The organism is Yoonia sp. TsM2_T14_4, assembly GCF_049602355.1.
Lineage (GTDB): Bacteria > Pseudomonadota > Alphaproteobacteria > Rhodobacterales > Rhodobacteraceae > Yoonia > Yoonia vestfoldensis_A.
Map to the genome: position 1 here is coordinate 1,715,983 of NZ_CP187137.1, position 25,546 is coordinate 1,741,528.

Consider the following 25,546-nt stretch of genomic DNA (forward strand, 5'->3'; position numbering starts at 1 on the left):
GCTTGTGCCGGTTATGCTGCGCGCGGCTGCGGCACTTATCGCCTTTTTGATCGGTTCGGTTGTTTCGCCCCCTGCCCAGCCGCGTTAGGCTGGCGTGAAGATGACAGAAGGATTGCAACAATGACCCTGACCTACCTGCACACGATGGTGCGCGTGAAAGACCTCGAGGCGTCGATGGCGTTTTACGCCTTGCTTGGCCTGCGCGAAACGCGGCGCATCGACAATGACAAGGGGCGGTTTTCGCTCGTGTTCATGGCGCCGCCGGGACAAGAGGATTGTCCGGTCGAGCTGACCTATAATTGGGACGGCGATGCGGGCTTGCCGTCGGACAGCCGCCATTTCGGGCATCTGGCCTATCGGACCAGCGACATCTACGCGCTGTGCCAGCATCTGATGGACAATGGCGTGACCATCAACCGCCCGCCCCGCGACGGCCATATGGCCTTTGTACGGTCACCCGACAACATTTCGATCGAATTGCTGCAGGAAGGCGACAACCTGCCGCCGGCTGAGCCCTGGGCCAGCATGGACAATACCGGCCATTGGTAAGGCCGGCACAGATCAGATCCGGTCAATAGATATAGCGGATCTGATCGCTCCAATACCGTTCAACCCGGCGGAGTGCAGAGGAAATTTCGTCAAGACCGGCATGGTCCAGCACCTGCCGGTCCAACAGGCCATCGGCATGGGTGGCAAACAGTTTCGCCACGATCAACCGGACATTGCGCCCCTTTTCGGTCAGGCGCACCCGCACTGACCGGCGGTCGATTTCGCTGCGCTGGTGGTGCATATAGCCAAGTTCGACCAGTTTCTTGAGATTATAAGACACGTTCGAGCCTTGATAATAGCCGCGCGATTTCAATTCGCCTGCCGTCACCTCGTTTTCGGCGATATTGAACAACAACAGCGCCTGCACCGCGTTGATTTCAAGAATGCCGACCCGTTCGAATTCATCCTTGATCACGTCAAGCAGCAAACGGTGCAATCGTTCGACCAAGGTCAGAACATCCAGATAGGACGCCATGAAAGATGCGCTGCGCGCGTCCGTCAAGCCGGATTTATCCTGCTTTCCCAGATTGGTATGAACGCTCATCCCGCCGCTCCGTCTGCTGTTCTGCAGAAGGTCTAAGGCAAACAAACCAATATAAGGTTAATGCGCCGCCGCAGGGCGCGTGACCCCATGTGCACCTGCCGCGATCCGCGAGATCATGTCGGCATAGACATCAGGCACCGCGAATTGCCCGCCGACCCAACCATACAGATCATGGTCGTTTTCGGACAAAAGCGCATCATAAAGCGCCAGTTCCGCCTCATCCATGTCCGCCAGATGCTCGGCGGCAAAGGCCGACAGGATCAGGTCCATTTCCTTGATCCCGCGCCGCATGGAGCGCATGTGCAACCGTTTGCGGGTGTGTTCGGTGGTTTCTGTCATCATGTCCTGCGCAATGCTGTCTGAAGCTGTTTTTCCACTTGCCCCATCTTGTCAAGCGTCTGCACCATCTGTGCGCGCAGGCGCCGCATCTCTTGCATCAGGACTGCCACATCGGCGGGGATTTCGGTGGCATCATCGGGGGCGGCCAGCCCGTCGCCCAGCCCGGTCATCAACCAGCCGAGCGACACGCCCAGCATCCCTGCCAGCATCTGCAGCCGGTTGGCGCGGGGTTCGCCCGTGTCATTTTCCCAAGATACCAAGGTTGCGAACTTGACACCCAATGATTTGGCAAGGTCTTTCTGGCTCAGCCCTGCGGCTTCGCGCGCGCCTGCCAGCCTGTCGCCAAAGGTCGCGGCCTCGGGGCTGTACCAATCGCTGTCTGTTTCGGTCACGCGGGACTCCTTGGTTCTTGCTAAGTTTGCTCGCCTCGTCTTATGTCACGGATAGTGCAATTTGACCACCGGACATCCCCATGGCTTTTCTGTCTGCGACGCTTGATCGCGTCAAACCCTCGCCCACCATCGCTGTCACCACCAAAGCGGCCGAGCTCAAGGCCGCGGGGCGCGATATTATCGGCCTTGGCGCCGGAGAGCCGGATTTCGACACGCCCGACAATATCAAGGCCGCCGCCGTGGCCGCAATTGCCGCAGGCAAGACGAAATATACCGCCGTTGACGGTATCCCCGAGCTCAAACAGGCGATCTGCGCCAAGTTCAAGCGCGACAATGCGCTGGATTACACCCCCGCGCAGGTCACGGTCGGCACCGGCGGCAAGCAGGTGCTCTATAACGCCTTCATGGCGACGCTGAATGCGGGTGACGAGGTGATCATCCCCGCGCCCTATTGGGTGAGCTACCCTGACATGGTGCTGCTGGCAGGCGGCACGCCCGTCACGATAGAGGCCACGCTCGCAGCGGATTTCAAGATCACTGCCGACCAGCTGGAGGCGGCGATCACGCCCGCGACCAAGTGGTTCTTGTTCAATTCGCCATCCAACCCCACGGGGGCGGGTTATAGCTGGGATGAACTGAAAGCCCTGACAGATGTCCTGCTGCGCCATCCGCATGTCTGGGTAATGACCGACGACATGTACGAACATCTGGCTTATGGCAATTTCAAATTCTGCACCCCTGCGCAGGTCGAACCGCGCCTTTATGACCGCACATTGACGGTCAATGGCGTGTCAAAGGCCTATGCGATGACCGGCTGGCGGATCGGCTATGCGGCGGGGCCGGAAATGCTGATAAAGGCGATGCGCAAGGTGCAGTCGCAATCCACATCCAACCCCTGTTCGGTCAGCCAATATGCGGCTGTCGAGGCATTGAACGGCACGCAGGATTTTCTGGCACCCAATAACGCCCTGTTCGAACGCCGCCGCGATCTGGTGGTCGATATGCTGAACCAAGCACCCGGCGTGGTCTGCCCGCGCCCCGAAGGCGCGTTTTATGTCTATCCTTCCATCGCGGGCTGTATCGGCAAGACCAGCGCCGCTGGCGTGCTGATCGACAATGACGAAACCTTTGCCGCGGCCCTGCTGGACGAAACCGGTGTTGCGGTCGTGTTTGGCGCGGCCTTTGGCCTGTCGCCCAATTTTCGCGTCAGCTATGCCACATCAGATGCCGCGCTTGAGGAGGCGTGCAAACGTATCGTCGGGTTTTGTAAAAGCCTAAACTAGCGCGCAAAGCGGGTATTTCGCCGCAGCTGGGCGGGCGCTGCGCGCCGCGCGGGAGTATTTTGGACAAAGCGAACAGGCCTTTTCGGTGCAAAAGGATGGGCGCATTGCGTGAAAGTGCTGGCGGCGGTCAGGACGTTATGACGTGAGGCCCTGCGGCAGCGCGCGCCCTTCGTCCCATGCGATGATATTATCCAGCGCCATTTGGCCCATCGCCTCGCGCACTTCCAAGGCGGCGGTGCCCAGATGCGGCAGGATCACGACGTTTTCCAAAGCGCGCAGCGTGTCAGGCACAATGGGTTCCTTGGCAAAGACATCCAGCCCCGCCCCCGCGATCTGACGCTTTTGCAAGGCCGCGATCAGCGCATCTTCGTCTACCACATCGCCGCGGGCGATATTGACGAAAATGCCGGTCGGTTTCATTGCGGCCAAGGCGGCCGCGTCGATCAGGCCGGTATTGCTGCCACCCCCCGGCACGGTGACGACGATGATATCGGCCCGCCCCATCAGATCATGCAGGCTGTCCACCTGCCGGGCGGGCATATCCACCATCTTGGGCGAGCGGTTGAAATACAGGACCGGCATATTGAACCCATAAAGACAGCGCCGCGCGACGGCCTGCCCGATCCGGCCCATGCCGACGATGCCCACAGTCTTGCCGGTGACGTGGGTACCCAGCATCTGCGTGGGCTGCCAGCCGGTCCATTTGCCCGCGCGCACCAGCCTTTCGCCTTCGCCCGCGCGGCGGCAGGCGGACAAGATCAGCGTCATGCCGATATCGGCGGTCGCATCGGTCACCGCATCCGGCGTGTTGGACACGGCGACACCGGCGGCACGGGCGGCGGCCACGTCGATATGGTTATAACCCACCCCGAAATTGGCCAGCACACCGCAGCGGATCTCGCCGGTGAATGCCGCAGCAGCAAAGCCGTCGCCCAAGGTGGGCAGGATCGCGTCGTAATCGCGCAGGGCTGCGGCAGCCTCGGCCACGGTCAGCCCCGCCGTCTGGGGGCGCAGGGTCACGTCAAACCGCGCGCGGGCGGCGGCAAGTATTGCCTCTGGCAAGGCCCGTGTGATCAGAAGTTTTTTCAATGCAAACGCCCCCCCAAAGGCACATCTTGATCAGGTCCGACCAGCACAATTGCGCCTTCGGCATCGGGCATGCCCAGCACCAGCACTTCGGACATGAATTTACCGATCTGGCGGGGCGGAAAATTCACCACCGCCAGCACCTGTTTGCCGACCAGCGTCTCGGGGGCATAATGCACCGTGATCTGGGCCGATGTCTTTTTCTCGCCGATGTCGGGACCAAAATCGATCCAGAGCTTGATCGCGGGCTTGCGCGCCTCGGGGAAAGGTTCCGCGCGGGACACAATGCCGACACGCACATCGACCTTGAGGAAATCATCGAACGAAATCTCACTCATTGGCCAGTTCCCGTGCGCGGTTGGCGGCAGCGGCGACGGCGCGGTGCATCAGATCGGTCAGGCCCTTGTCCTTGTCCATCAGCACGTCAAGTGCGGCCTGCGTCGTGCCATTGGGCGAGGTCACGTTGATCCGCAATTGCGCAGGGTCTTCATCGGCGGTTTCCGCCAGTTCGCCCGCGCCGCCCACGGTGGCCTTGGCCAGATCCATCGCCATCTGCGGCGTCAGCCCTTGGGCGACACCGGCGGCGGCCAAAGCCTCGATCATGTGAAAGACATAGGCGGGGCCGGACCCTGACAGGGCTGTCACGGCATCCATCTGGGATTCGTCTTCCAGCCGCACGGTCTGGCCCACGGCCCAGAGCAGCGCCTCGGCCAGATCAAGATCGGCATCGGCGGTTTTGGCATTACCGATCAGCGCGGTGATGCCGCGGCCAATGGCGGCAGGCGTGTTCGGCATTGCGCGAATGATGGGGGTGTCTTTGCCAAAGACAGCCTCGAACGTGGCAATCGGCGTGCCTGCGGCGATGGAAATGATCAGCGTCTTGCCGGTGCCAAACGATTTCACATCGGGCAAGGCGGTCATCATCATCTGCGGCTTGACCGCGATCACGGCGATGGCGGGGCTTTCGGGCAATGTCCCGCCGATATGGACGCCCTGTTGTTTCAACCAATCCGACGGATGCGGGTCGATCACCCAGACCGACGCGGCAGGCAACCCGTTACGCAGCCAGCCCGCCAGCATCGCTGACCCCATCTTGCCGCAGCCCAGCAAGACCAGACCACGCACGGCGACTTCGTTCATATTCATAGACGGCACCTCTTGTCGGAATTCCAAAAGGTTACGCCACGCCAAGGCGAAGGAAAACCCACCTTGGCGAAATTTTCAAGCGCGCCCGTAGGCGCCGGCGATCGCTATTTCCAGCGCCTGTTTGGGGGTCTGTTCGGCCCATGTCACCAGCTGGATCGCGGGGTAATATTGCTCGCAAGCATTGACCGCTGCACCGATCATCGTGTCGATCTGGTCGGGGCCTGCGACCTGATCGCCCGCCAGCACCAGCCCGTAGCGGTACACCATCAGGTTCTGTTCGTCCCACCATGTCAGCGACCCCGCCCACAGCCGGTCGTTGATCGCGTTCAGCGCCTCGTAAAGGGCGGGTTTGCGCGCGGCGGGGGGGTCCATCTCGAAGGTGCAGATCAGACGTAGGGTTTCATCATAGGCCGACCAGGCCAAGGTGATCGAATAGGTGCGCCACTGGCCTTCGACGGCCATTGCGATCTGGTCGTCATGGATACGGTCGAATTCCCAGTCATGGGTTTCAGCGATATGTTCAACCAGATCGATCGGGTGCAGATCATCGGCTTCAAAGTAATGTTCGGACAATGCCATGTGCTTGGCCTCACTGTGTTGGCGCGGGGGACGTCAGATGCCCTAGCGCTAGCTGCCTGCTCTAGGGGCGGTAGTGTTCTCGTTTAACCCCTACAACATATCGTGTGGCAGGATTGGCCACCTGTAAAGCAGTTTCTTGGGGATAACCCTGCCGTCACGAATATTTCACGCAGCACGATTGCCAAGCAGCGCCATACCGCCCAGATTGCAATCATCAAAGGAGCCTGCCGCATGAATCTCGACCTGCTGAAACGACTTTGCGAAACACCCGGCGTGCCGGGCCATGAACACCGCGTACGCGATCTGATCACATCCGAGATCAAGGGCATGTTCGACGCGGTGACAACCGACCCGATGGGGTCATTGCTCTGCCGCCGCGATGCCAAGAAAAAAGACGCGCCGCGCATCATGCTGCTGTGCCATATGGATGAAATCGGCTTTTTGGTCAGCCATATCAGCAAGGATGGGTTCTTGTATCTGCAACCGGTTGGCGGGTTCGATCCGCGCAACCTGTTTTCACGCCGCGTGCTGGTTTGCACCGATCAGGGCGATTTCAAAGGCGTGATGAACCCCGGCGGCAAGCCGATTCACATCTCATCCGCCGAAGACCGCAAAAAGGTGCCCGAAGTCACCGAATTCTTTGTCGATCTGGGGATGGGCAAGGCCGCCTGCGACAAGGTCAAGATCGGCGATTTCGTGGTGATGGACGAACCTTTCATCGAGATGGGCAACAAGGTCGTGTCCAAGGCGCTGGACAACCGCATCGCCTGCTGGCTGGGGATCGAGGCAATCCGCGCCTTGGCAAAAAAAGGGCGCGGCGCGGAAATCCACGTTGCCTTTACCTGTCAGGAAGAGGTCGGATTGCGCGGTGCGCGCACCGCCGCCTATGCGATCAAGCCCGATATCGGGCTGGGCATTGATGTGACGCTGGCCTGCGACACCCCCGGCATCCCCGAAAAGGACACCACCACCACACAGGGCGCGGGATTCGGGCTGCATGTGCGCGATTCGTCGTTCATCGCTGACAAGGCGTTGGTCGCACAGATCGAGGCTTTGGCGATCCGCAAAAAGATCCCCTATCAGCGGACCATGCTGGCCGCTGGCGGCCAAGACGGGGCGGCAGCCCAGCAGGCCGCCGCAGGCGCGCGCGCGGTCGGGATTGTGGTTGGCACCCGCTATATCCACACCGTGACCGAAATGATCGACAAGGGCGATCTGCAGGCGGCGCTGGATATTCTTGTCGCCTATCTGTCCGAATTTTAACCGACTATGCGGCGGGGGATGCGCCATGCCCCGCCTGCGCCACGGCCAGCACAGAGCGTCAATCACAGCGCGCGACGCATAGACCCTAAAAGACAAGGCGAAAGCCAGGCTTGGCCTTGCGCAGTGCCGCAGGTCACTTTGTCTTTTTGGCTTCCAATGCGGCGATCCGCGCGGACAAAGCCTCGTTCTCTTCGCGGGCTTTCTGGGCCATGGCGCGCACGGCGTCAAATTCTTCGCGGGTCACGAAATCGCGGTCGGCCAACCAGCGGTCCATCATGGATTTCATCGCCGTCTGCGCCTCGTCCCGCGCACCTTGGGCAACGCCCATGGCATTGGTCATCAATTGGCTCAGATCGTCGAAAATCTTGTTACGGTTCTGCATGGCGCTCTCCAATCCTGTTGAACCCTATATGGGGCCAAGCCGCGGCGCAGACAAGCCGCCCGCCCGCTTGACATCGCCGTAACCACGCATCACGACTGCGGCATGTTCGCAGCAATCCCCTTTCCCGATATCTCGCCCGAGATTTTCAGCATCGACCTGTTCGGCATGACGCTGGCCCTGCGCTGGTATGCGATGGGCTATATCGTCGGCATCGCGCTGGGCTGGATGCTGATCAAAGCCGCGTTGCGCCGCCCGCATCTGTGGCGGAACGGCGCGCCGATGGACCCCGCGCGGCTCGAAGATCTTTTGACCTATATCGTGCTGGGCGTGATCGGCGGCGGGCGGCTGGGCTATGTGTTTTTATATCAACCTGCCGCGTTTCTTGCCGATCCAGTCAGCATCATCCGTATCTGGGAAGGCGGGCTGTCGTTTCACGGCGGCTTTGCCGGTGTTGTGATTGCGGTCTGGCTGTTCAGCCGCCGCCAGAGCGTGCCGCTGCCCGATCTGGCCGATATCATCGCGGTGGCAGCGACCCCTGCCATCTTGCTGGTGCGGATCGCCAATTTCATCAACGCCGAACTCTGGGGTCGCCCGACGGATGTGCCTTGGGGCGTGATCTTTCCCGGCGATGCCGCGCAATCCTGTGCCACGGCAACAGCGCCCTGCGTGCGCCACCCGTCACAGCTTTATGAGGCGGGGCTTGAAGGGTTGGTGCTGGGCGCTGTCTTGTTGCTGCTGGCGTTCCGGTTCGGCGGGCTGAAAAAACCCTGGCTGTTGTCGGGTCTCTTTTTTGCAGGCTACGGGATGTCGCGCTTCATCGTCGAATTTGTCCGCCAGCCTGATGCGCAATTCGTCAGCCTTGGTAATCCGTTGGGCTGGGCTGTGCAATTTGGCGATTACGGTCTGACCATGGGGCAGGTTCTGACGCTGCCGATGATTGTGATCGGACTTGTCGTCATACTGGCGACCCTGCGCCGCAGATGACCACATTGGCCGATCTGCTGCTGACCCGGATCGCGCGCGACGGCCCGATCAGCATTGCCAGCTTTATGACCGATGCGCTGATGCATCCGGCCCACGGCTATTACGCCACGCGCGACCCGTTTGGCGCGGCGGGCGATTTCATCACCGCCCCCGAGATCAGCCAGATGTTCGGCGAATTGATCGGGCTGTCGCTGGCGCAGGCTTGGCTGGACCAAGGCGCACCTGATCCGGTAACGCTGGCCGAACTGGGCCCCGGCCGCGGCACCCTGATGGCCGATATCCTGCGCGCCACAGCCGCTGTGCCGGGATTTCATGCCGCGGTGACGGTGCATTTCGTGGAAACATCGCCGCATCTGCGCGCCTTGCAGGCAGAGCGCGTGCCCCAAGCCACATGGCATGACCGGATCGACACGCTGCCCGATGCGCCCTTGCTGTTGGTTGCCAATGAATTCTTTGATGCCTTGCCGATCCGGCAATTCGTGCGCGCGGGCGCAGGTTGGCGCGAAAGGATGGTCGGCGCGCAGGACGGCACATTATGCTTTGGGCTGTCGGATGCCGCAGCTTTGGCGGTGCTGACGCCGCGTCTGGACGATACCCAGGACGGTGATCTGGTGGAACATTGCCCTGCCCTGCCCGGCATTGTTGCGGCGATCGCAGGCCGGATCACCACAAATGGCGGTGCTGCGCTGGTCATTGATTATGGCGATTGGCAATCGCTGGGGGACACGTTTCAGGCGCTGGCGGGTCATGCACCCACAGACCCGTTGGCAGCACCGGGCGCGGCTGATCTGACCGCGCATGTCGATTTCGCGGCCATCGCCGCCCATGCAGCACCTGCGCGCCACAGCCGCCTGACGCCGCAGGGCGTGTTTCTGGAACGGCTGGGCATCACGGCGCGTGCGCTTAAACTCGCCTCAGGGTTGACGGGAGAGGCGCTGGATGCGCATGTTGCAGCACATCGGCGCTTGACCCACCCTGCGGAAATGGGTGACCTGTTCAAAGTGATGGCGCTATACCCTGCGACTGCCATGCCCCCACCCGGACTGGACCCATGACGCTTGAAATCATCACCGACACGGCACTTGGCGCCACCCGCCACGGATTTTTTACCCGTAAGGGTGGTGCATCGTCTGGCGTTTTCTCTGGGCTGAATTGCGGTTTCGGCAGCTCGGACCAATCCGATATCGTGGCGATCAACCGTGACCGCGTGGCAGGCGCGCTCGATCTGACCGCCGACAGGCTGGTCGGCGTGCATCAGGTGCATTCCGCCGATGTTGTGACCGTCACCACCGCAGGCCCGCTGGTACAAAAGGCCGATGCGCTGGTCACGCGCACCAAGGGGATCGCGCTGTCGGTGCTGACCGCTGATTGCCAGCCCGTGCTGTTCTGCGACGCACAGGCAGGTGTGATCGGTGCCGCCCATGCAGGCTGGAAAGGCGCGCTGGCCGGCGTTCTGGAACAGACCGTGCATGCGATGGAACAGCTGGGTGCCGCGCGGCACAATATCACGGCAGTGATCGGCCCCGCAATCAGCCAGCGCAATTACGAGGTGGGTGGCGATTTTCGTGACCGTTTCGTCGCCGCCGATCCGGGCTATGAAAGGTTCTTTGCAGCCGGTGCGCAGGGGCGGTTCCAGTTCGATCTGCCGGGGTTCGGGCTGATGCGCTTGCGCGCTTGCGGCATCGGTCAGGCGCATTGGACGCGGCATTGTACCTATGCCGATCCGTTGCGCTTTTTCAGCTACCGGCGCAGCGTGCATCTGCAAGAGGCCGATTATGGCCGCTTGATCGCGGCGATCCGGCTGTAATCGGGGCAGCAATGCGGCGACAGGTGGACGGCGGCATGGCAAAGTCACCCGACCATCCGGCGGCCACAACAACATCCGACAGAAATATTCCTGATTTCAGGGCGTTATCCGTCACACCTGCGGGACTTATTTTATCGCACCGCTGCATGTTTGCGCCAAAGTCCTGCCAGCTTGATTGCGCATACTGGCCTGACAAGGCCCATGTAATGGCCTGAAAAAGAGGTATCGCCATGAAAAATATTTGGCACAGATCGCCTGAGGCGCACACGATGGCCACGCGCTCCGCGCCTCTGGCATAAAGCGGCACATAGCAGCATCCGTTCCGCCAGATGCATTTACCGTGCTGATCACAAACGCGGTCGCAGGCGACGTTGCCTGCGGTTTGATGAATTCACCAAGGGGTCCGCATGCCCAGCCGTTCGAATGCCGCCCCGGCCCATCCGGCCCTGCACCATGCCGACGCAACATTGCGCCCCGAAAGCGAGGCTGGCCGCAGCCGACTTAACCGCAAATACACCATCACCTGTCTTGCTGGCGTCCACATCATCGAGACAAGCATCATGGCCCCTGCCATCCCCGCCTTCGAGGATGCCTTTGGGGCTTTGGGGCGCGGTACGATCCTGCAAACACGTCACGGCCCCGTCGCGGTCGAGGACCTGCTGCCGGGCGATAGCCTGCGGTTGATCGACGGCAGCTTTGCGCCGCTGTTGTGGCGCGGCATGATGACGATCACACCCTCCGATGCGGGGTCAGTGCGGCATGGCCTGACGCGGATCACCGCCGATGCGCTGGGGATCGGGCGGCCCTTGCAGGATCTTGTTTTAGGGCCTGCAGCACGGCTATACCACGCGACCAGCAATGTAGCGAAACTGACAGGCAAGACGGCGGCCTATATTCCAGCCCATGATTTCGTGGACGGCAACCAGTTCATCGCCTTGCGCCCTGCGGCACCGGTCGATGTCTATCAGCTGGGATTTGCCGCGCATGAAACGCTGATGGTCAACGGGATCGGCGTGGAAAGCCTGCATCCCGGCACGGCCTTCAGCCTTGGCCTGCGCGGCCCGGTGCTGGCCCAGTATCTGGCCCTGTTTCCGCATCTGCGCAGGCTAGATGACATCGGGCTATTCCGCCACCCGCGGTTGCGGCTGCGCGATCTGGAAATGCGCGCCTAGCCTTGCGCTGGGGTGATCCGCACCGACCGCCCCCAGAACCGCGACATCAGCAGCATCGCCGCCACCAACAACCCCAGCACCAGCCCCAGCCAGATGCCGACCCCACCCAAGCCCCAGTGAAATGCCAACAGATAGCTGGCCGGCAAACCGACGCCCCAATAGCTGAACGCCGCCATCACCATCGGCACCGTGGTATCCTGCACCCCGCGCAACAGGCCCAGCACGACGACCTGCAACCCGTCGACCAGCTGGAACAACCCCGCGATCATCACCAGCAGGACACCAATCTCGATCAGGCGCAGCCGGTCCGGTTCTGCGGGGTCGATGAATACGGATACCAACAGGCCGGGGATCAGCAGAAAAATCGCCGAGGTCACCGCCGCATAAATGGCCGACAGCCCGATGGCCGTGATCCCGCCGCGCCGCAGCCCTTGTTCGTCGCGCCGGCCCAGTGCGCGGCCCGCGCGCACCGTTGCCGCCTGCGAAAAACCGATATGCACCATGAAGGTCAGGCTGGCCAACTGGATCGCGATGCCATGGGCGGCCAGTTCAATCGGCCCGATCCAGCCCATCATGATCGCCGAGGCGCTGAACAACCCGCCTTCGGCCAAAGATGTCAGCCCGATGGGCCAGCCCAACAGGTACACGCGGCGCATGATTTCGCTGTCAGGGCGGTGGAAATTGCGGAACAATTCGTAGCGCGGCAACTTGCGCCGGATATAGCCGACCAGCAGCGCCACACTCAGCAGATTGACCATGACCGAGGCGATGGCCGCCCCTTCGATGCCCAGTTCCGGCGCGCCCCAATTGCCAAAGATCAGCGCGTAATTCACCAGCCCGTTCAGCACCGCCGTCCCGACCGTAGCCCACAGGATGAACGCGGTATGTTCGAGCGCCACCAGAAAGGATTTCAGCGCCATCACCAGCAATGTCGGAATCATCCCCCAGATGACGATCTGCAGGTACAGATGCGCCTCGGCCGCGACGATGGGCGCTTGGCCGATGGCGATCAGAATATCCTCGGCCCAGAAAAAGGGCAGCATGACGATCACACCATAGAGGATCGACAGCCATAGCCCCATGCGCGTGACGCGCCGGACCTGCACCTGGTCATTCTGTTCATTCGCCGCCGCCACCAAGGGCGTGATCGCCTGCGCGAAACCGGCCCCTACGATGAACACGACGAAAAACAACGATGTCGCAATCGTCGCTGCTGCCAATGCGGTGACATCATACCAGCCCAGCATCAGCGTATCGGTCATATGGATCGCGAATTGCGCCATATTGCTCAGGATCAGGGGTATGCCCAGCTTCCAGATCGCGCGCGCATGTTCGGGATATGTGGTGGCGATCTGTTGCATTGCGCCAGCATTAGGCGCGAAGCTATGGGTCGTAAAGCGCAATCAGATGCTGCGCTGCACCAACTGCAAGGCGAGCAGCATGACCAGCGCGCCTGCGGCGATCTCGGCGCTGGCCATCATGCGCGCGGTGCCACGGTTGCTGACCAGTTGCAGCGCAGTTTCGCGAAAACCAACGGCGGCAAAGGCCACCAGAACCGTGATACTGGCCGTACCCAGCCCCATCACGAAGGCCCCGATAATCCCCGCCCAATCCAGCCCGAACCGCCATGTCAGGATCAGCAAGAACACCGCCCCCGTGCAGGGGCGCACTGCGATAGCCGCGATAATGGCGGCGGCATCGCGCCACGACCGGACCTCGGCGGCTTGTTCCACGCTGGGGCCATGGGCGTGCCCACAACTGGCGCAGATGTCATCAGGCGCTTGGACGGGCCTGCGCAGGGCGCGCAGATGGCGCGCGCCGCGCAGCACCAGCCATAACCCGACCCCCGCGATCAGCGCATAGCTGACAGGTTCCAGCACATCATCGGCCAGCCCCGTCATCTGCGCGCGCCCCCAGCCCAGCGCCCAGACAGCGCCGTAAACCAGCACAACAGCTGTCGCCGCCTGCGCCAGCGACGAGGCCAGCGCCAGCCCCGCCAGCCGCCCCACAGGCACCCGCGCGCCAAGCCCGTAACCGCCGATCACCAGCTTGCCATGTCCCGGCCCTGCGGCATGGACAAACCCGTAAGCAAAACACAGCCCCCACAGCGTCAGCACCGCCGCCAAGTCACCCTGTTGCAGCGCACGCAAGGCGCCCGCCATCGCATTTTGGACCTGCATCTGGCTGGCCGCGGCCTGCCGCATGATCTGCTCGGCCCCGCCAAAGCCCCAAAGCCAAACTGCGCCCGCCCCGATCACGGCCAGCAGGATTACAGCAAACCGGCGCATGTCACGACCACGCTATCGGCAAAGGACCGGCCAACTTCGGGAAAATCTTCATCGGGGCCGACGTCGCTGGCCGGGCGGCCATAGAGCAATTCGTCAACCAGCGAATAGGCGGCGTCCAGATTGGCGGGGATAATATCGACCGTGCAATCGTCGCGGCCTTCGACAGTGACCGGACCGGCCAGCGAATAGGCGACGTAATAGGTCGGATCATAGGGCAGGATCGTCAGCGGTGCGCTGCGGTCGGCAACCTGTGCCAAGGGGCGCAGATGGGTTTCGCGCATGATCCCGTCCGCGTAAACCATCGTATGATCGCGTTTGGGGGCCAATGGCAGGATCGTATCGCCCTGCACGACCTCTAGATCGCCATCGAAATCAGCAGGCCATGCGGCGATCTGCGTGTCCAGCAGCGCCTGTTCCTCGGGCATCAGTTGCAGATCACCGTCCATGTCGATGCCCAGATCGGCGGTGACCAGCATCGAAAAATAGGCATCATAGACCCAGTCCAGCCGCACGCCAACGCCACCTTGCGCATCAAACACCACGGCCATTTCCACCTGCACAAACACATGCGGATGGGCCAGCGCGGGTGCAGGCAACAAAAGCGGGAACACAGACAAATTGCGCAACATGCCCCTAGCTACCGCAGGGCGGCGCGTGTCGCAATCGCGCTGTCGTGCAGCGGGTGACACTTGGGCGTGATCCGGCCCTGATGGCCAGCCCCCGTCATGCGCGATCACGGCACCGCAGGCCTCAGGCAGGTCTGGGCAAGCGGTCAGCCCAGAACATCGCGCCAGGAATGCTGCGGGGCGAAACCGACCATGCGCTTGGCTTTGGCATTGCTATACATTGTTTCGTTTTCCGACAAAGTGCCGCGCTGTTCGACCCCTTGGTAAAACCGCGCGATCACCTGACGCGCGGTGATGCCGACGCTGAGGTCGTCATTGGACACGTTGAACACCTGATAGCCCAGCCCGTCGGTTTTCAGGCAGCAATCAACCATCTGGCCCAGATCGCGCGCGTCGATATAGGCGAATATATTGCGGCGGCGGGCGGCGGGATCGGCGATGAAAGCAGGAAAGTTTGTTGCGTATTCATGTGGTTCAATGACGTTATTGATGCGCAAACCGTAAATATCTATGCCCGTGCGCACCTGAAAGCTGCGCGCCGTTGCCTCGTTGCAGACCTTGGACATCGCATAGCTGTCATGCGGCACGGTGGGGTGATCTTCATCCACCGGCACATAATCCGGCTTGACCTCGCCATGGGCAAAACAGACGCCATAGGTGGTTTCGGAACTGGCAAAGATCACCTTGGGCACGCCCAGTTTCACCGCAGCCTCGATCACATTATAGGTGGATTGGGTGTTGATCCGGAAACATTCGGCATCGGTGCCGATCATCACGCGCGGCACCGCGGCGAAATGTACGACAGCATCGAAACGCGGCACGCCGGTGCCTGTATCAAGCTCGTGGAAATCAGTGTATTGCGACATGGCACCGATCACCTGCCCCGCATCGGTCAGGTCCACCAGCAATTCGGACACGTCCAGACCGGAGGGTACAAGGTCGATATTCACGACGATATGCCCCTGCGCCTGCAGATAAGCGATCGCATGTTTGCCCGCCTTGCCGCTGCCGCCAGTAAAGAAAATGCGCATGGTCGTTCCTTTCGCCCGATGTTTGCGTCACCTTATTTGCGCGGGCGGGAGAACACCATCTTTTGTCCTGCCAGATCAGCCGGTTTGCCCAGCCATGCATAAGCCAGCAATGCCGGTTCGCGGTCACCGACAGTGATCCGGTGCAAATGGTCGGGCGGGTTAAAGATCATCGACCCCGGCACATAAACGCCTTGGTGATTCTCGGACACGGCACCCGACAAGCAAACATAGCTTTCAGTGATCCCTTGATGCGCATGGGCGGGATAGGTGCAGGACGGGGCGAACAAGACCACGCCCAGAATAATCTCTGACGTGACGACCGGCCCGTTCGGCCCCGCAATCTCGGCATAGGCATAGGAATCGGCCAGTGCCGACGGCACCTTTTCGTACCCATATTGCCATGACAGATCGGTGCGCAGCGTATCCAGCGCACGGATGGTCGATGCCATGATCCCCGACCGCCCTTGATCCAGCGCGCGACGCAGATGCGCAGTGACAGGTTTCTGCGCGGCAGGCTGCAATTGGACGGGCGCATGCGCCTTGATCACGCGGTTGATCGTCTCGCGCACCTGACGTTGATGGCTGCGGATGCGGTCACTGCCGCCCGCCGGGATCGCGCGGTACAGCTCATAGAATTCTGCCAGCAAATAGCGCCAGTCAGGCAATGCCTTGATCGTCGTCAGATTGTCCGTCATCGTGCCCCCCGTTTGCGCGAAACCTGCCACAGCGCCAAGGGCAAGACAAACCCCATCTGCGGGGTCTTTCATGGACGCCCCCCCTCTGCCATAAAGGTGCAAACCACAAGAAAAGAGCAGCCAATGGCCGACGACCTTTTGTCCACGACAGGACCCGATGATTACAACGCCTCCAGCATCGAGGTGCTGGAAGGGTTGGAGCCTGTCCGCAAACGCCCCGGCATGTACATTGGCGGCACCGATGAACGCGCCTTGCATCATCTGGTGGCTGAAGTTCTTGATAACTCGATGGACGAGGCTGTCGCAGGCCATGCCAACCGGATCGAGGTGGAATTGCACGCCGATCATTCCGTCACCATCCGCGACAACGGGCGCGGTATCCCCGTCGATCCGCACCCCAAATTCCCCGACAAATCCGCGCTAGAGGTGATCCTGTGCACCCTGCACGCAGGCGGCAAGTTTTCGGGCAAGGCGTACCAGACATCGGGCGGTTTGCACGGGGTCGGTGCATCCGTGGTCAACGCATTGTCGGATTCGATGGTGGTGCAAGTTGCGCGCAACAAGGAATTGTTCGAACAGCGGTTTTCACGCGGCCTGCCCTTGGGGCCGATCCAGAAACTGGGACCAACCCAAAACAGGCGCGGCACGACGGTCACATTCCATGCGGATGAACAGATTTTCGGGTCGCAAAAGTTCAAGCCTGCGCGGCTCTATAAATCGATCCAGTCGAAGGCTTATCTGTTTTCCGGTGTCGAAATCCGCTGGAAAACCGAAATTAATGACGGCGAAACCCCGCTTGAGGCGACGTTCCATTTCCCCGGCGGTCTGGCCGATTACCTTAAAGAAACCTTGGGCAAATCCGCGACCTATGCCGACAAGCCATTCGCGGGCAGCGTCGATTTTGCCGACAAGTTCAACGAGCCGGGCAAGGTAGAATGGGCGATCAACTGGACGCCCGTGCGCGACGGCTTCATCCAGTCCTATTGCAACACAGTGCCCACCCCCGAAGGCGGCACCCATGTCGCGGGCTTTTGGAACGCGATCCTGAAGGGCATCAAAGGCTATGGCGAACTCGCCAACAACAAAAAGGCCGCGCTGATCACGCGCGAGGATCTGATGTCGGGCGGCTGTGCGCTGGTGTCCTGTTTTATCCGCGAACCGGCCTTCGTCGGCCAGACCAAGGACCGGCTGTCGTCGGAAATCGCAGCCCGCATGACCGAAGGCGCTGTGCGCGACCATTTCGACAATTGGCTGGCAGCAGATACCAAATCCGCGGGCGCAATCCTTGATTTCCTGGTCCTGCGGGCGGAGGAACGGCTCAAGCGGCGTCAGGAAAAGGAAACCGCCCGTAAATCCGCGACCAAGAAACTGCGCCTGCCCGGCAAGCTGACCGATTGCACGTCCAAGGACCGCAAGGGGACCGAGCTGTTCATCGTCGAAGGGGATTCGGCGGGCGGGTCCGGCAAGGGCGCGCGCAACCGCGTCAATCAGGCGCTGTTGCCGCTCAAAGGCAAGATCCTGAACGTGCTGGGGGCGGCGTCGAACAAGCTGACGACCAATCAGGAAATCAACGACCTGTGCGAGGCTTTGGGCGTCGGCATGGGCACCAAGTTCAACGTTGATGATTTGCGCTATGAAAAGATCATCATCATGACCGATGCCGATGTGGACGGCGCGCATATCGCCAGCCTGCTGATGACGTTCTTTTTCACCCAGATGCGCCCGCTGATCGACCACGGGCATCTGTATCTGGCCTGCCCGCCGCTCTATCGGCTGACCCAAGGCGCGCGGCGCGTCTATGTGGCGGATGACGCCGAAAAGGAAAAGATGATGGCCAAGGGCCTTGGCGGCAAAGGCAAAATCGACGTACAACGCTTCAAGGGTCTGGGCGAGATGGACGCCAAAGACCTCAAGGAAACCACGATGGACCCCGCCACCCGCAAACTGATCCGCGTGACGGTGCATGACGATGTCCCCGGCGACACCGCCGATCTGGTCGAGCGGCTCATGGGGAAGAAACCGGAACTGCGGTTCCAGTATATCCAGGAAAACGCGCGGTTCGTGGAGGAGCTGGATGTTTGATGTGGGGCGGTGCGCAGAATGCGCGCGCCCGTAAGCTGCGCATCCTACCCCTTTCCCTAACGTCATCCGCGCCCTATCATCCCAAATATGCGCCACCTGATCCTTGCCCTGTTCCTCGCCTCGCCCGCCTTGGCCCAGCAGATCGAGACGGACCTTGAACTGGTCCTGCTCGCCGATGCGTCGGGGTCGATCGACGCGGATGAACTGCTGTTTCAGCGCCAATCCTATGCCACCGCGATCACCGATCCTGCGGTCGTCAAGGCGATCCAGAACACGCTTTATGGGTCCATCGCGGTCACTTACGTCGAATGGGCCAGCAATCAGGCGACGGTGGTGGACTGGACCATCATCGCGGATATGGACAGCGCCACCGCCTTTGCCGACGCCCTGATCGGCCCGCCACGGCAGGCCAGCGGCAGCAATGCCATCGGGGCGGCGCTGCTTTACGGGATGGACCAGATCGAAGGCAACGACATCACCGGCCTGCGCCGCGTGATCGATTTTTCCGGTGATACAATGGCCAATACCCTTGGCCCCGCGATCACAACATCACGCGACAGGGTCGTGGCGGCGGGCATCACGATCAACGCGCTGCCAATCCTGCGCAACAACGATTTCCGCAGCAACAGCGGGCTGGTCAATTTATACAAACAAAACATCATCGGCGGCCCGAACGCCTTTGTCATGCCCGCGATGGACGGCCCCGCCTTCACCGATGCCATCCGGCGCAAGCTGATCCTCGAGATTGCGGGCACGGTTCCGAACACCGCCATAGCAACAGCGCTTTTGCAACAGATCCCGTAGGGCGGGGTTCACCCCGCCGCCACCCGAATCACCGTTGCAGGCTTTCCAGATAATCTGTCAGCACCAGTAATTTCCAAGGCACCGGCGTGCCCAGCCCGTCGTTTTCCACAATCACCGTATCGCCCAGATCACCGGCGCCGAATTCGGGCATCGCACCTGACAGATGCTGGCCCGCCTGATAGCCGTCGATGGTGCTCATCACCGCATCGCGCGGAAAGGTGCCGCCATTGCGCGCCGAAATCTGCGTCAGGTCGGGGGCGGTGACGCCCAGATCGCGCGCCATCGGTCCGTTGCCGGTCCCATCGGCACCGTGGCAGGCAGCGCAATTGTCCAGATAGACGCTGCGCCCGTCGATCGGTTGCTCGTCACCGCAAGCCGCAAGCGCCAGAAATGCCCCAAGAATGATTATCCGCATGATGTGCCTCCATAATTTTTATCAGACTAGCAAAGTCACGCGCGGCAAGCCATGCTCCAGATCAATTCCCGCCATAACACCCGAAAGGACCGCCATGTTCCATTATGCGCTGATCATGCTGGTTGCGGGCCTTGGCATTCCGGTGCTGGCGGCGTTGAATGCGGGTTTGGGCCGGCAGATCGGATCACCGGCGATGGCGGCGACGGTCCTGTTCGTCGTGGCCTTCAGCGTAGCACTGATCGCGGCCTTGTTGACCCAGCCACAAGCGGCGACACGGCTGGCATCGGCGCCCAAATACCTGTTCCTTGCAGGCACGCTGGTTGCCTTTTACATCCTGTCGATCACATGGATCGCGCCTGTGATCGGGGTTGGAAATGCGGTGTTCTTCGTCTTGCTGGGGCAGTTGATCTCGGCTGCGGCCATTGATCATTTCGGCCTGTTTGCCGCACAGGTCACGCCCCTGACCGGCACCCGCGCCGCAGGTATCGCGCTGATGGCCGCGGGCGTGTTGCTGACGCAAAAGGTCTAAAGCGCGACCAGAACGCCCGCGTCCAGCCGCAGCCGCCGGTCCATGCGCGCGGCCAGCTCAAGGTTATGCGTCGCAATCACCGCCGCCAGCCCGGTGTCACGCACCAGCCCGATCAGGGCTTCAAACACGCGGTTCGATGTGTCGGGGTCCAGATTGCCTGTTGGTTCATCCGCCAGCAACAACGCCGGTTCATTGGCCAAAGCCCTGCAAAAGGCCACGCGCTGCTGCTCGCCCCCTGACAAGGCCGCAGGCCGGTGCGCCGCACGCTCTGCGATCCCGACACGGGTCAGCAAGGCCATTGCGCGCGCATGGGCGGCCCGATCTGTGACACCATTGGCCAGCTGCGGCAGCACGATGTTTTCCAGCGCCGAAAATTCCGGCAGCAAGTGATGGAACTGGTAGATGAACCCCACCTGCCCGCGCCGCACGCCGGTACGCTTGCGATCCGACAGGCGCGTCATATCGGTGCCTGCGATACTGACCGTGCCGCTGTCGGGGGTATCCAGCAGCCCCGCGATATGCAGCAAGGTCGATTTGCCCGCACCCGACGGGGCGACAAGGGCCACGATTTCACCGGCAGCAACCGTCAGGTTAACGCCTTGCAGCACCCGCACCTCGTTAGGTTTGCCCGCGTTGTAGGTCTTGTGCAAATCATGCAGCGACAGGATGTCATTCATAGCGCAGTGCCTCGACCGGATTCATCCGCGCGGCGCGGCGGGCGGGAAAGATCGTGATGATCCACGACAGACCCAGCGACAGCGACACGGCCTTCAGCACATCGGACACATGCAATTCGGCCGGCACGTTATAGATACCCCGGATCGACGGGTCCCAGACGCCGCCACCGGCGACATAGTTCACAAGGCTGAAAATCTGGTCGATATAGATTGCGAACAGACAGCCCAAAATCACGCCCAGCGCCGTCCCGATGGTCCCGATCCCCGCCCCGCAGATGAAAAAGATGCGCAGGATCGACCCTTCGGTCAGGCCCATGGTGCGCAGGATGCCCACATCGCGGCCCTTGTTTTTCACCAGCATGATCAACCCGCTGATGATATTCATAGACGCCACCAGCACCAGAATGGACAAGATGATGAACATCACATTATCTTCAATCGTCAACGCGCGCAGGAAACGGCCGACACGGTCCTGCCAGCTATAGGCCCAGATATTGGGGCCAGCGGCATTGGCGATATCCTGTTTCAGTGCCTCGGATTTGTTGATGTCGTCCAGCCGCACGTCCAGCTCATCCGCCACGCCATCGCGGTTAAAGATGGTCTGCGCCACATCAAACGGCAGATAGGCGCGCACTTCGTCAATCTGGTAGCGGCCGGTTGAAAAAATATAGACCACGTCAAAGGCATTGCGCCGCGTCGATTGCCCCATCGGCGTGGCCGCCCCTGACCGTGTCGTGATCTCGATCCGGTCGCCTAGCCCAAGGCCAAGGTTCGCCGCCAAGGCCGATCCAAGCGCGATCCCGCCCTGCAAATCGTCGATATTGCCGATGGTGCGTTCGCTATCCACGATAGCCTCTGACGCTTTGAGATCATCCAGATGGATGCCATAGATATCGGCAAGTGCGATCTGCCCGAAGGCCCCTGCCATCGCCTGCCCGCGCACCAATGGCGCGACACTGGCCACACCCGGCAGGGCCAGGATCCGGTCTGACATATCGGCGTAATCCGCGATCACCTCGCGCGGGCGCAGGACGGTCACATGGGCATCGGCCCCTACAATCGTGTCGATGAATTCGGCGCGAAAGCCCGACCGCACAGCCAGCGTGGCGATCAGGGCAAAGACAGCCAGCGTGACGCCGATCAAGCTGATCCATGTCATGACGCTGACGCCGCCCTCGGCGCGTTTGGCGCGGATGTAGCGCCAAGCGATCATCCATTCGAATTTGGCAAAGGGACGTGTTGTGGTCATGGCGGTGTTCTAACGGTCTGCGGCGCGCGTGACCAGTGCCGTCGATATGCCCCTATCGGTTGTGCCATCCCGGCTTTACCCGGCAAAAGATCCACAATAGCAACATTGCTGAAATCGGGTTGATAAACACCGCAGTGACTTGCCAAAGAAAGCGATCTTGTCCGCGCCTTTCCGCCATATCACCCACAATGACGAAAACTTTCCAGATGATCCAGATCGCCAAGGCGATCCAAATCAGCATTAAAATTGCTTCCATCATAACCTACTACTTGTGAACTCAACAAACAGGCGAGGGACGCATGCACGTCAGGCTGGTCCAGCGCCCCAACAACCTGCGTATGGCTTAGGCAATCCCCTGATAAATCGCAGCGATCCGCGCGATGGCATCCGCTGGCGGCAATTCCTCGCTTTCGCCCGTGCGGCGGCTGGTCAGTTCGACGACACCGTTCTTGAGGCCGCGTGGGCCGACCGTAATCCGCCAAGGCAGGCCGATCATGTCCATCGTGCCGAATTTCGTGCCCGCCCGTTCGTCGCGGTCGTCATAAAGTGGCTCCAGCCCCAACGCAGTGAGGCTGTCATAGAGCGCCTGACAAGCGGCGTCAGCCTCTGCATCGCCTTGCTTGAGGTTGACGATCCCGCAATGGAAAGGTGTCACGCCTTCGGGCCAGATAATGCCCTTGTCGTCGTGGCTCGCCTCGATAATCGCGCCCAAAAGACGCGACACGCCGATGCCGTGGCTGCCCATATGCACAGGCACCTTGCCGCCCTTGCCATCATCGACCAGCGCACCCATCGCATCGGAATATTTGGTCCCGAAATAGAAGATCTGGCCAACCTCGATGCCGCGCGCGGTGCGGCGGCGTTCCTCTGGCACCTGATTGAACAGCGCCGCATCATGGGTTTCATCGGTGCGCGCATAGCGGCTGGTGAATTCATCCAGCACGGCAGCACAGGCCGCATGATCGCTGTAATCAATCTGGCGGTCACCGAATTTCAGGTCAGTGATCTGGCTGTCATAGAACACCTCTGATTCGCCGGTGTCGGCCAGAACCAGAAATTCATGCGTATCATCGCCACCAATCGGGCCAGAATCGGCGCGCATCGGGATCGCTTGCAACCCCATGCGTTCATAGGTGCGCAGATAGCTGACCAGATGACGGTTATAGGCGTGCAAAGCGTCTTCTTTGGTCAGGTCGAAATTATAGCCGTCCTTCATATAGAATTCGCGGCCCCGCATGACGCCGAAACGCGGGCGGACCTCGTCACGGAATTTCCACTGGATCTGATACAAGGTCAGCGGCAGGTCTTTGTAGCTGGTCACATGGGCGCGGAAGATGTCGGTGACCAGTTCCTCAGCCGTGGGGGTGAACAGCATTTCACGCCCGCCGCGATCCTTGATGCGCAGCATTTCTTCGCCATAAGCGTCATAGCGCCCGCTTTCGCGCCACAGGTCTGCCGATTGGATCGTCGGCATTTGAATGGCGATATGGCCCGCGCGTTCTTGTTCCTGATGCACGATATTTTCGATCTTACGCAGCACTTTGAACCCCAAGGGCAGCCAGGAATAAATCCCCGCGCTGGCCTGTTTGATCATCCCCGCCTGCAGCATATAGCGGTGCGACACGATCTGCGCCTCGCGCGGGGTTTCTTTCAGGACGGGCAGGAAATAACGGCTTAGGCGCATGGGGTGACCTTTGTGACAGGCGAAAATTGCTTTTCGACGTGTAATCGCGCAACCATGCCCCCGCAAGCATTGTGATCGTCAGCTTTCGAAAATGCGCCGGACCCTTGCAAGCAAGGCCCGTTTGCCGCATCACGAAGTAAATGAAAGCGGAGTAACCGATGGCCCTGCCCGTCAAGGACCAGATCAAATATTGGGGCATCGCGATGGCGGTGTTTCTGGTCGTGCTTTGGGCGCTGGGCGATGTGATCCTGCCTTTCGTGCTTGGCGGTGCTATCGCCTATCTGCTGGACCCTGTCGCCGACAGGTTGCAGCGCGCGGGCCTGAGCCGGGTTCTGGCGGTGAGTATCATCACCTTGGTCGCGGCGCTGGTGTTCATCCTGCTGATCCTGCTGGTGATCCCGACGCTGGTGAAACAGACCACAGCGCTGATCGACACCGCCCCTGCGCTGTTCGAAAGATTGCAGGCCGGATTGACCGCGCGGTTTCCCGACCTGATCGAACCCGAAAGCACGATCCGCCAGCAATTGCAGGCCATTGGCGAGACGATACAGGCGCGCGGCGGCGAATTGATCAACGGCGTTCTCAGCTCGGCCATGGGCCTTGTGAACATCATAGTGCTGCTGGTGATCGTGCCGGTCGTGGCCTTCTATCTGCTGCTTGACTGGGACAATATGATCGCCAAGATCGACAGCCTGCTGCCGCGCGACCACGTCGCCACCGTGCGGCATCTGGGCAGCGAGATTGACCGCACTCTGGCGTCGTTCATCCGCGGGCAAGGTACGGTCTGCCTGATCCTTGGCACGTATTACGCCCTGGGGCTGATGCTGGCGGGGCTGAATTTCGGGCTGATCGTCGGGTTCATCGCGGGGCTGATCACCTTTATTCCTTATGTCGGCGCGCTGGTTGGCGGGGCTTTGGCGCTGGGACTGGCGTTGTTCCAGTTCTGGGGCGCGGTCGAGCTCGCGGATGGCGACACAGTGACCTATGCCACCAACTGGTTGCGGATCGGGATCGTGGGCGCGATCTTTGCCTTGGGGCAGTTTCTGGAAGGCAATGTGCTCACGCCCAAACTGGTGGGCTCATCGGTCGGGCTGCACCCTGTGTGGCTGATTTTCGCGCTGTCGGTGTTCGGGTCGCTGTTCGGGTTCGTCGGCATGCTGGTCGCCGTGCCGGTCGCGGCGGTGATCGGCGTGCTCATCCGCTATGGATTGGGCCAATACCGTGACAGCCTGCTGTATCAAGGGCAGTCCAAGGACCGATGATCGCACGACAGCTCAGTTTCGACTGGCCCAACGGGGTGGCGCTGGGGCCGGATGATTTTTTCGTCTCGACCGCCAATGCGACCGCCTTTGGCATGGTGACAGCCCCCGCCCGCTGGCCGCTGTGCAAACTGGTGATCACGGGGCCGGCGGGCTGCGGCAAAAGCCACCTTGCGCGGATATTCGCAGCCGGCCAGCCCACCCAGATCATCGCTGCCGCAGATCTGACCGCCGATTTCAGGCCCAAGGCTGCAGCGCTGGTGGTCGAGGATATGGACACCCTGCCTTCTGCAGCCCAAGAGGCGATGTTCCATCTGCACAACCATCTGCACAATAACGGCGGGCTGTTGCTGCTGACCGCGCGCCAGACGCCGCGGCACTGGCCGATCACCTTGCCTGATCTGGCCAGCCGGATGCAGGGCAGCGCCGTGGTGCAGGTCGCAGACCCTGACGATGCGCTGTTGCAGGCGGTGATGATGAAACTGTTCGCCGACCGCCAATTGCTGCCACCACCCGACCTCGCGGCCTATCTGGCACCGCGGATCGAACGCTCCTTTGCCGCCGCCGCGGCCATCGTGGCGGAACTGGACAGCATGGCCTTGGCAACCGGCCACAAGATCAGCCAGAGACTTGCCGCGCGCCTGCTGGACAAGCCCGACTAGCCACTGCATCATTGTCACA

Annotated in this window: 30 protein-coding genes; 12 read left to right on the forward strand and 18 right to left on the reverse strand. The window is 61.1% G+C overall.

From position 1 onward, the window contains the following. Positions 1-120 precede the first annotated feature (120 nt). On the forward strand, positions 121-549 hold the full coding sequence (locus ACPF9B_RS08405; protein ID WP_040482747.1) for a VOC family protein: 429 nt from the start codon (positions 121-123) through the stop codon (positions 547-549). Positions 550-571: 22 nt separating this feature from the next. Here the strand turns inward: ACPF9B_RS08405 and ACPF9B_RS08410 are convergent, their stop codons facing one another. The 3 genes from ACPF9B_RS08410 to ACPF9B_RS08420 are packed head-to-tail and all read right to left on the reverse strand — an operon-like array spanning position 572 to position 1,824. After that, a complete protein-coding gene (locus tag ACPF9B_RS08410; RefSeq protein ID WP_007204330.1) occupies positions 572-1,093 on the reverse strand; it encodes a MarR family winged helix-turn-helix transcriptional regulator in 522 nt (173 codons plus the stop codon). A gap of 57 nt (positions 1,094-1,150) precedes the next feature. Beyond that, positions 1,151-1,432, reverse strand: coding sequence for a succinate dehydrogenase assembly factor 2 (locus ACPF9B_RS08415; RefSeq protein ID WP_424176688.1), 282 nt, complete (start codon positions 1,430-1,432; stop codon positions 1,151-1,153). Next, positions 1,432-1,824 (reverse strand): helix-turn-helix domain-containing protein, encoded by a 393-nt coding sequence (locus ACPF9B_RS08420; RefSeq protein ID WP_424176690.1) that lies wholly within the window; start codon positions 1,822-1,824, stop codon positions 1,432-1,434. Before ACPF9B_RS08420 ends, ACPF9B_RS08415 begins: the two co-directional genes overlap by 1 nt. 80 nt (positions 1,825-1,904) lie before the next feature. On the opposite strand from ACPF9B_RS08420, the gene ACPF9B_RS08425 reads away from it, so the two are divergent. Continuing rightward, a complete protein-coding gene (locus tag ACPF9B_RS08425) occupies positions 1,905-3,107 on the forward strand; it encodes a pyridoxal phosphate-dependent aminotransferase (protein WP_424176692.1) in 1,203 nt (400 codons plus the stop codon). A 135-nt stretch (positions 3,108-3,242) separates the two neighbouring features. On the opposite strand, the gene ACPF9B_RS08430 is transcribed toward ACPF9B_RS08425, so the two are convergent. The 4 genes from ACPF9B_RS08430 to ACPF9B_RS08445 all read right to left on the reverse strand — a co-directional run bounded on the left by ACPF9B_RS08430 (position 3,243) and on the right by ACPF9B_RS08445 (position 5,918). After that, positions 3,243-4,196, reverse strand: a complete 954-nt coding sequence (locus tag ACPF9B_RS08430; RefSeq protein ID WP_424176694.1) for a 2-hydroxyacid dehydrogenase — start codon at positions 4,194-4,196, stop codon at positions 3,243-3,245. Then, on the reverse strand, positions 4,193-4,531 hold the full coding sequence (locus tag ACPF9B_RS08435) for a tRNA-binding protein (protein ID WP_424176696.1): 339 nt from the start codon (positions 4,529-4,531) through the stop codon (positions 4,193-4,195). The genes ACPF9B_RS08430 and ACPF9B_RS08435 overlap by 4 nt, the downstream gene beginning before the upstream one ends. Further along, positions 4,524-5,339: a pyrroline-5-carboxylate reductase gene (proC, locus tag ACPF9B_RS08440; RefSeq protein WP_424176698.1), complete on the reverse strand. Its 816-nt coding sequence runs from the start codon at positions 5,337-5,339 to the stop codon at positions 4,524-4,526. Before proC ends, ACPF9B_RS08435 begins: the two co-directional genes overlap by 8 nt. A gap of 75 nt (positions 5,340-5,414) precedes the next feature. After that, a complete protein-coding gene (locus ACPF9B_RS08445; protein ID WP_007204323.1) occupies positions 5,415-5,918 on the reverse strand; it encodes a YbjN domain-containing protein in 504 nt (167 codons plus the stop codon). Between the two features lie 231 nt (positions 5,919-6,149). Between ACPF9B_RS08445 and ACPF9B_RS08450 the strand changes: the two genes are divergently transcribed. Beyond that, complete coding sequence (locus tag ACPF9B_RS08450; RefSeq protein ID WP_424176701.1) at positions 6,150-7,181, forward strand: M42 family metallopeptidase; 1,032 nt, start codon at positions 6,150-6,152, stop codon at positions 7,179-7,181. Positions 7,182-7,314: 133 nt separating this feature from the next. Here ACPF9B_RS08450 and ACPF9B_RS08455 read toward each other — a convergent pair whose 3' ends face one another. Further along, entirely contained in the window at positions 7,315-7,563 is a 249-nt protein-coding gene (locus ACPF9B_RS08455; RefSeq protein WP_007204321.1) for an accessory factor UbiK family protein, read from the reverse strand. A gap of 102 nt (positions 7,564-7,665) precedes the next feature. On the opposite strand from ACPF9B_RS08455, the gene lgt reads away from it, so the two are divergent. The 4 genes from lgt (at position 7,666) to ACPF9B_RS08475 (ending at position 11,526) form a co-directional block, all read left to right on the forward strand. Continuing rightward, positions 7,666-8,547, forward strand: a complete 882-nt coding sequence (gene lgt, locus ACPF9B_RS08460; protein ID WP_424176703.1) for a prolipoprotein diacylglyceryl transferase — start codon at positions 7,666-7,668, stop codon at positions 8,545-8,547. Beyond that, on the forward strand, positions 8,544-9,602 hold the full coding sequence (locus ACPF9B_RS08465; protein WP_424176705.1) for a class I SAM-dependent methyltransferase: 1,059 nt from the start codon (positions 8,544-8,546) through the stop codon (positions 9,600-9,602). Before lgt ends, ACPF9B_RS08465 begins: the two co-directional genes overlap by 4 nt. Further along, complete coding sequence (gene pgeF / locus ACPF9B_RS08470; RefSeq protein ID WP_424176707.1) at positions 9,599-10,354, forward strand: peptidoglycan editing factor PgeF; 756 nt, start codon at positions 9,599-9,601, stop codon at positions 10,352-10,354. Before ACPF9B_RS08465 ends, pgeF begins: the two co-directional genes overlap by 4 nt. Positions 10,355-10,761: 407 nt before the next feature. Continuing rightward, a complete protein-coding gene (locus ACPF9B_RS08475) occupies positions 10,762-11,526 on the forward strand; it encodes a Hint domain-containing protein (RefSeq protein WP_424176709.1) in 765 nt (254 codons plus the stop codon). Here ACPF9B_RS08475 and ACPF9B_RS08480 read toward each other — a convergent pair. From ACPF9B_RS08480 to ACPF9B_RS08500, 5 genes are all read right to left on the reverse strand, one after another. Then, positions 11,523-12,887: an MATE family efflux transporter gene (locus tag ACPF9B_RS08480; RefSeq protein ID WP_424176711.1), complete on the reverse strand. Its 1,365-nt coding sequence runs from the start codon at positions 12,885-12,887 to the stop codon at positions 11,523-11,525. The two genes, ACPF9B_RS08475 and ACPF9B_RS08480, sit on opposite strands and share 4 nt — an antisense overlap. Before the next feature lie 42 nt (positions 12,888-12,929). Further along, the gene (locus ACPF9B_RS08485; RefSeq protein WP_424176713.1) at positions 12,930-13,814 is read right to left on the reverse strand and encodes a nickel/cobalt transporter; all 885 of its coding nucleotides are present in this window, start codon (positions 13,812-13,814) and stop codon (positions 12,930-12,932) included. Then, a complete protein-coding gene (locus ACPF9B_RS08490) occupies positions 13,796-14,443 on the reverse strand; it encodes a DUF1007 family protein (RefSeq protein WP_424176715.1) in 648 nt (215 codons plus the stop codon). Before ACPF9B_RS08490 ends, ACPF9B_RS08485 begins: the two co-directional genes overlap by 19 nt. 143 nt (positions 14,444-14,586) lie before the next feature. Continuing rightward, positions 14,587-15,471 (reverse strand): NAD-dependent epimerase/dehydratase family protein, encoded by an 885-nt coding sequence (locus tag ACPF9B_RS08495; RefSeq protein WP_007204312.1) that lies wholly within the window; start codon positions 15,469-15,471, stop codon positions 14,587-14,589. 32 nt (positions 15,472-15,503) lie between these two features. Continuing rightward, complete coding sequence (locus ACPF9B_RS08500) at positions 15,504-16,166, reverse strand: dimethylsulfonioproprionate lyase family protein (RefSeq protein WP_424180389.1); 663 nt, start codon at positions 16,164-16,166, stop codon at positions 15,504-15,506. 123 nt (positions 16,167-16,289) lie between these two features. Here ACPF9B_RS08500 and parE point away from each other — a divergent pair, with 123 nt between their 5' ends. Together parE and ACPF9B_RS08510 are read left to right on the forward strand one after the other, a co-directional pair. Then, positions 16,290-18,248: a DNA topoisomerase IV subunit B gene (parE, locus tag ACPF9B_RS08505; RefSeq protein WP_007204310.1), complete on the forward strand. Its 1,959-nt coding sequence runs from the start codon at positions 16,290-16,292 to the stop codon at positions 18,246-18,248. A gap of 87 nt (positions 18,249-18,335) precedes the next feature. Next, positions 18,336-19,052, forward strand: coding sequence for a DUF1194 domain-containing protein (locus ACPF9B_RS08510; RefSeq protein ID WP_424176718.1), 717 nt, complete (start codon positions 18,336-18,338; stop codon positions 19,050-19,052). A gap of 28 nt (positions 19,053-19,080) precedes the next feature. On the opposite strand, the gene ACPF9B_RS08515 is transcribed toward ACPF9B_RS08510, so the two are convergent. After that, complete coding sequence (locus ACPF9B_RS08515; protein WP_007204308.1) at positions 19,081-19,467, reverse strand: c-type cytochrome; 387 nt, start codon at positions 19,465-19,467, stop codon at positions 19,081-19,083. Positions 19,468-19,561: 94 nt separating this feature from the next. On the opposite strand from ACPF9B_RS08515, the gene ACPF9B_RS08520 reads away from it, so the two are divergent. Continuing rightward, entirely contained in the window at positions 19,562-19,996 is a 435-nt protein-coding gene (locus ACPF9B_RS08520; protein ID WP_007204307.1) for a DMT family transporter, read from the forward strand. Here the strand turns inward: ACPF9B_RS08520 and ACPF9B_RS08525 are convergent. The 4 genes from ACPF9B_RS08525 to proS form a co-directional block, all read right to left on the reverse strand. Then, positions 19,993-20,673 (reverse strand): ABC transporter ATP-binding protein, encoded by a 681-nt coding sequence (locus ACPF9B_RS08525; protein WP_424176721.1) that lies wholly within the window; start codon positions 20,671-20,673, stop codon positions 19,993-19,995. The two genes, ACPF9B_RS08520 and ACPF9B_RS08525, sit on opposite strands and share 4 nt — an antisense overlap. Further along, positions 20,666-21,922 carry an ABC transporter permease gene (locus tag ACPF9B_RS08530; protein WP_424176723.1) on the reverse strand — a complete coding sequence of 419 codons (1,257 nt, stop codon included), beginning with the start codon at positions 21,920-21,922 and terminating at the stop codon, positions 20,666-20,668. Before ACPF9B_RS08530 ends, ACPF9B_RS08525 begins: the two co-directional genes overlap by 8 nt. A gap of 52 nt (positions 21,923-21,974) precedes the next feature. Next, positions 21,975-22,181, reverse strand: coding sequence for a hypothetical protein (locus ACPF9B_RS08535; protein ID WP_040482745.1), 207 nt, complete (start codon positions 22,179-22,181; stop codon positions 21,975-21,977). Positions 22,182-22,265: 84 nt separating this feature from the next. Beyond that, the gene (proS, locus tag ACPF9B_RS08540) at positions 22,266-23,606 is read right to left on the reverse strand and encodes a proline--tRNA ligase (RefSeq protein ID WP_007204303.1); all 1,341 of its coding nucleotides are present in this window, start codon (positions 23,604-23,606) and stop codon (positions 22,266-22,268) included. Between the two features lie 158 nt (positions 23,607-23,764). Here proS and ACPF9B_RS08545 point away from each other — a divergent pair, with 158 nt between their 5' ends. Together ACPF9B_RS08545 and ACPF9B_RS08550 are read left to right on the forward strand one after the other, a co-directional pair. Continuing rightward, entirely contained in the window at positions 23,765-24,868 is a 1,104-nt protein-coding gene (locus tag ACPF9B_RS08545; protein ID WP_424176726.1) for an AI-2E family transporter, read from the forward strand. Next, positions 24,865-25,527, forward strand: coding sequence for a chromosomal replication initiator DnaA (locus tag ACPF9B_RS08550; RefSeq protein ID WP_424176728.1), 663 nt, complete (start codon positions 24,865-24,867; stop codon positions 25,525-25,527). Before ACPF9B_RS08545 ends, ACPF9B_RS08550 begins: the two co-directional genes overlap by 4 nt. The last annotated feature ends 19 nt before the right edge of the window (positions 25,528-25,546 follow it).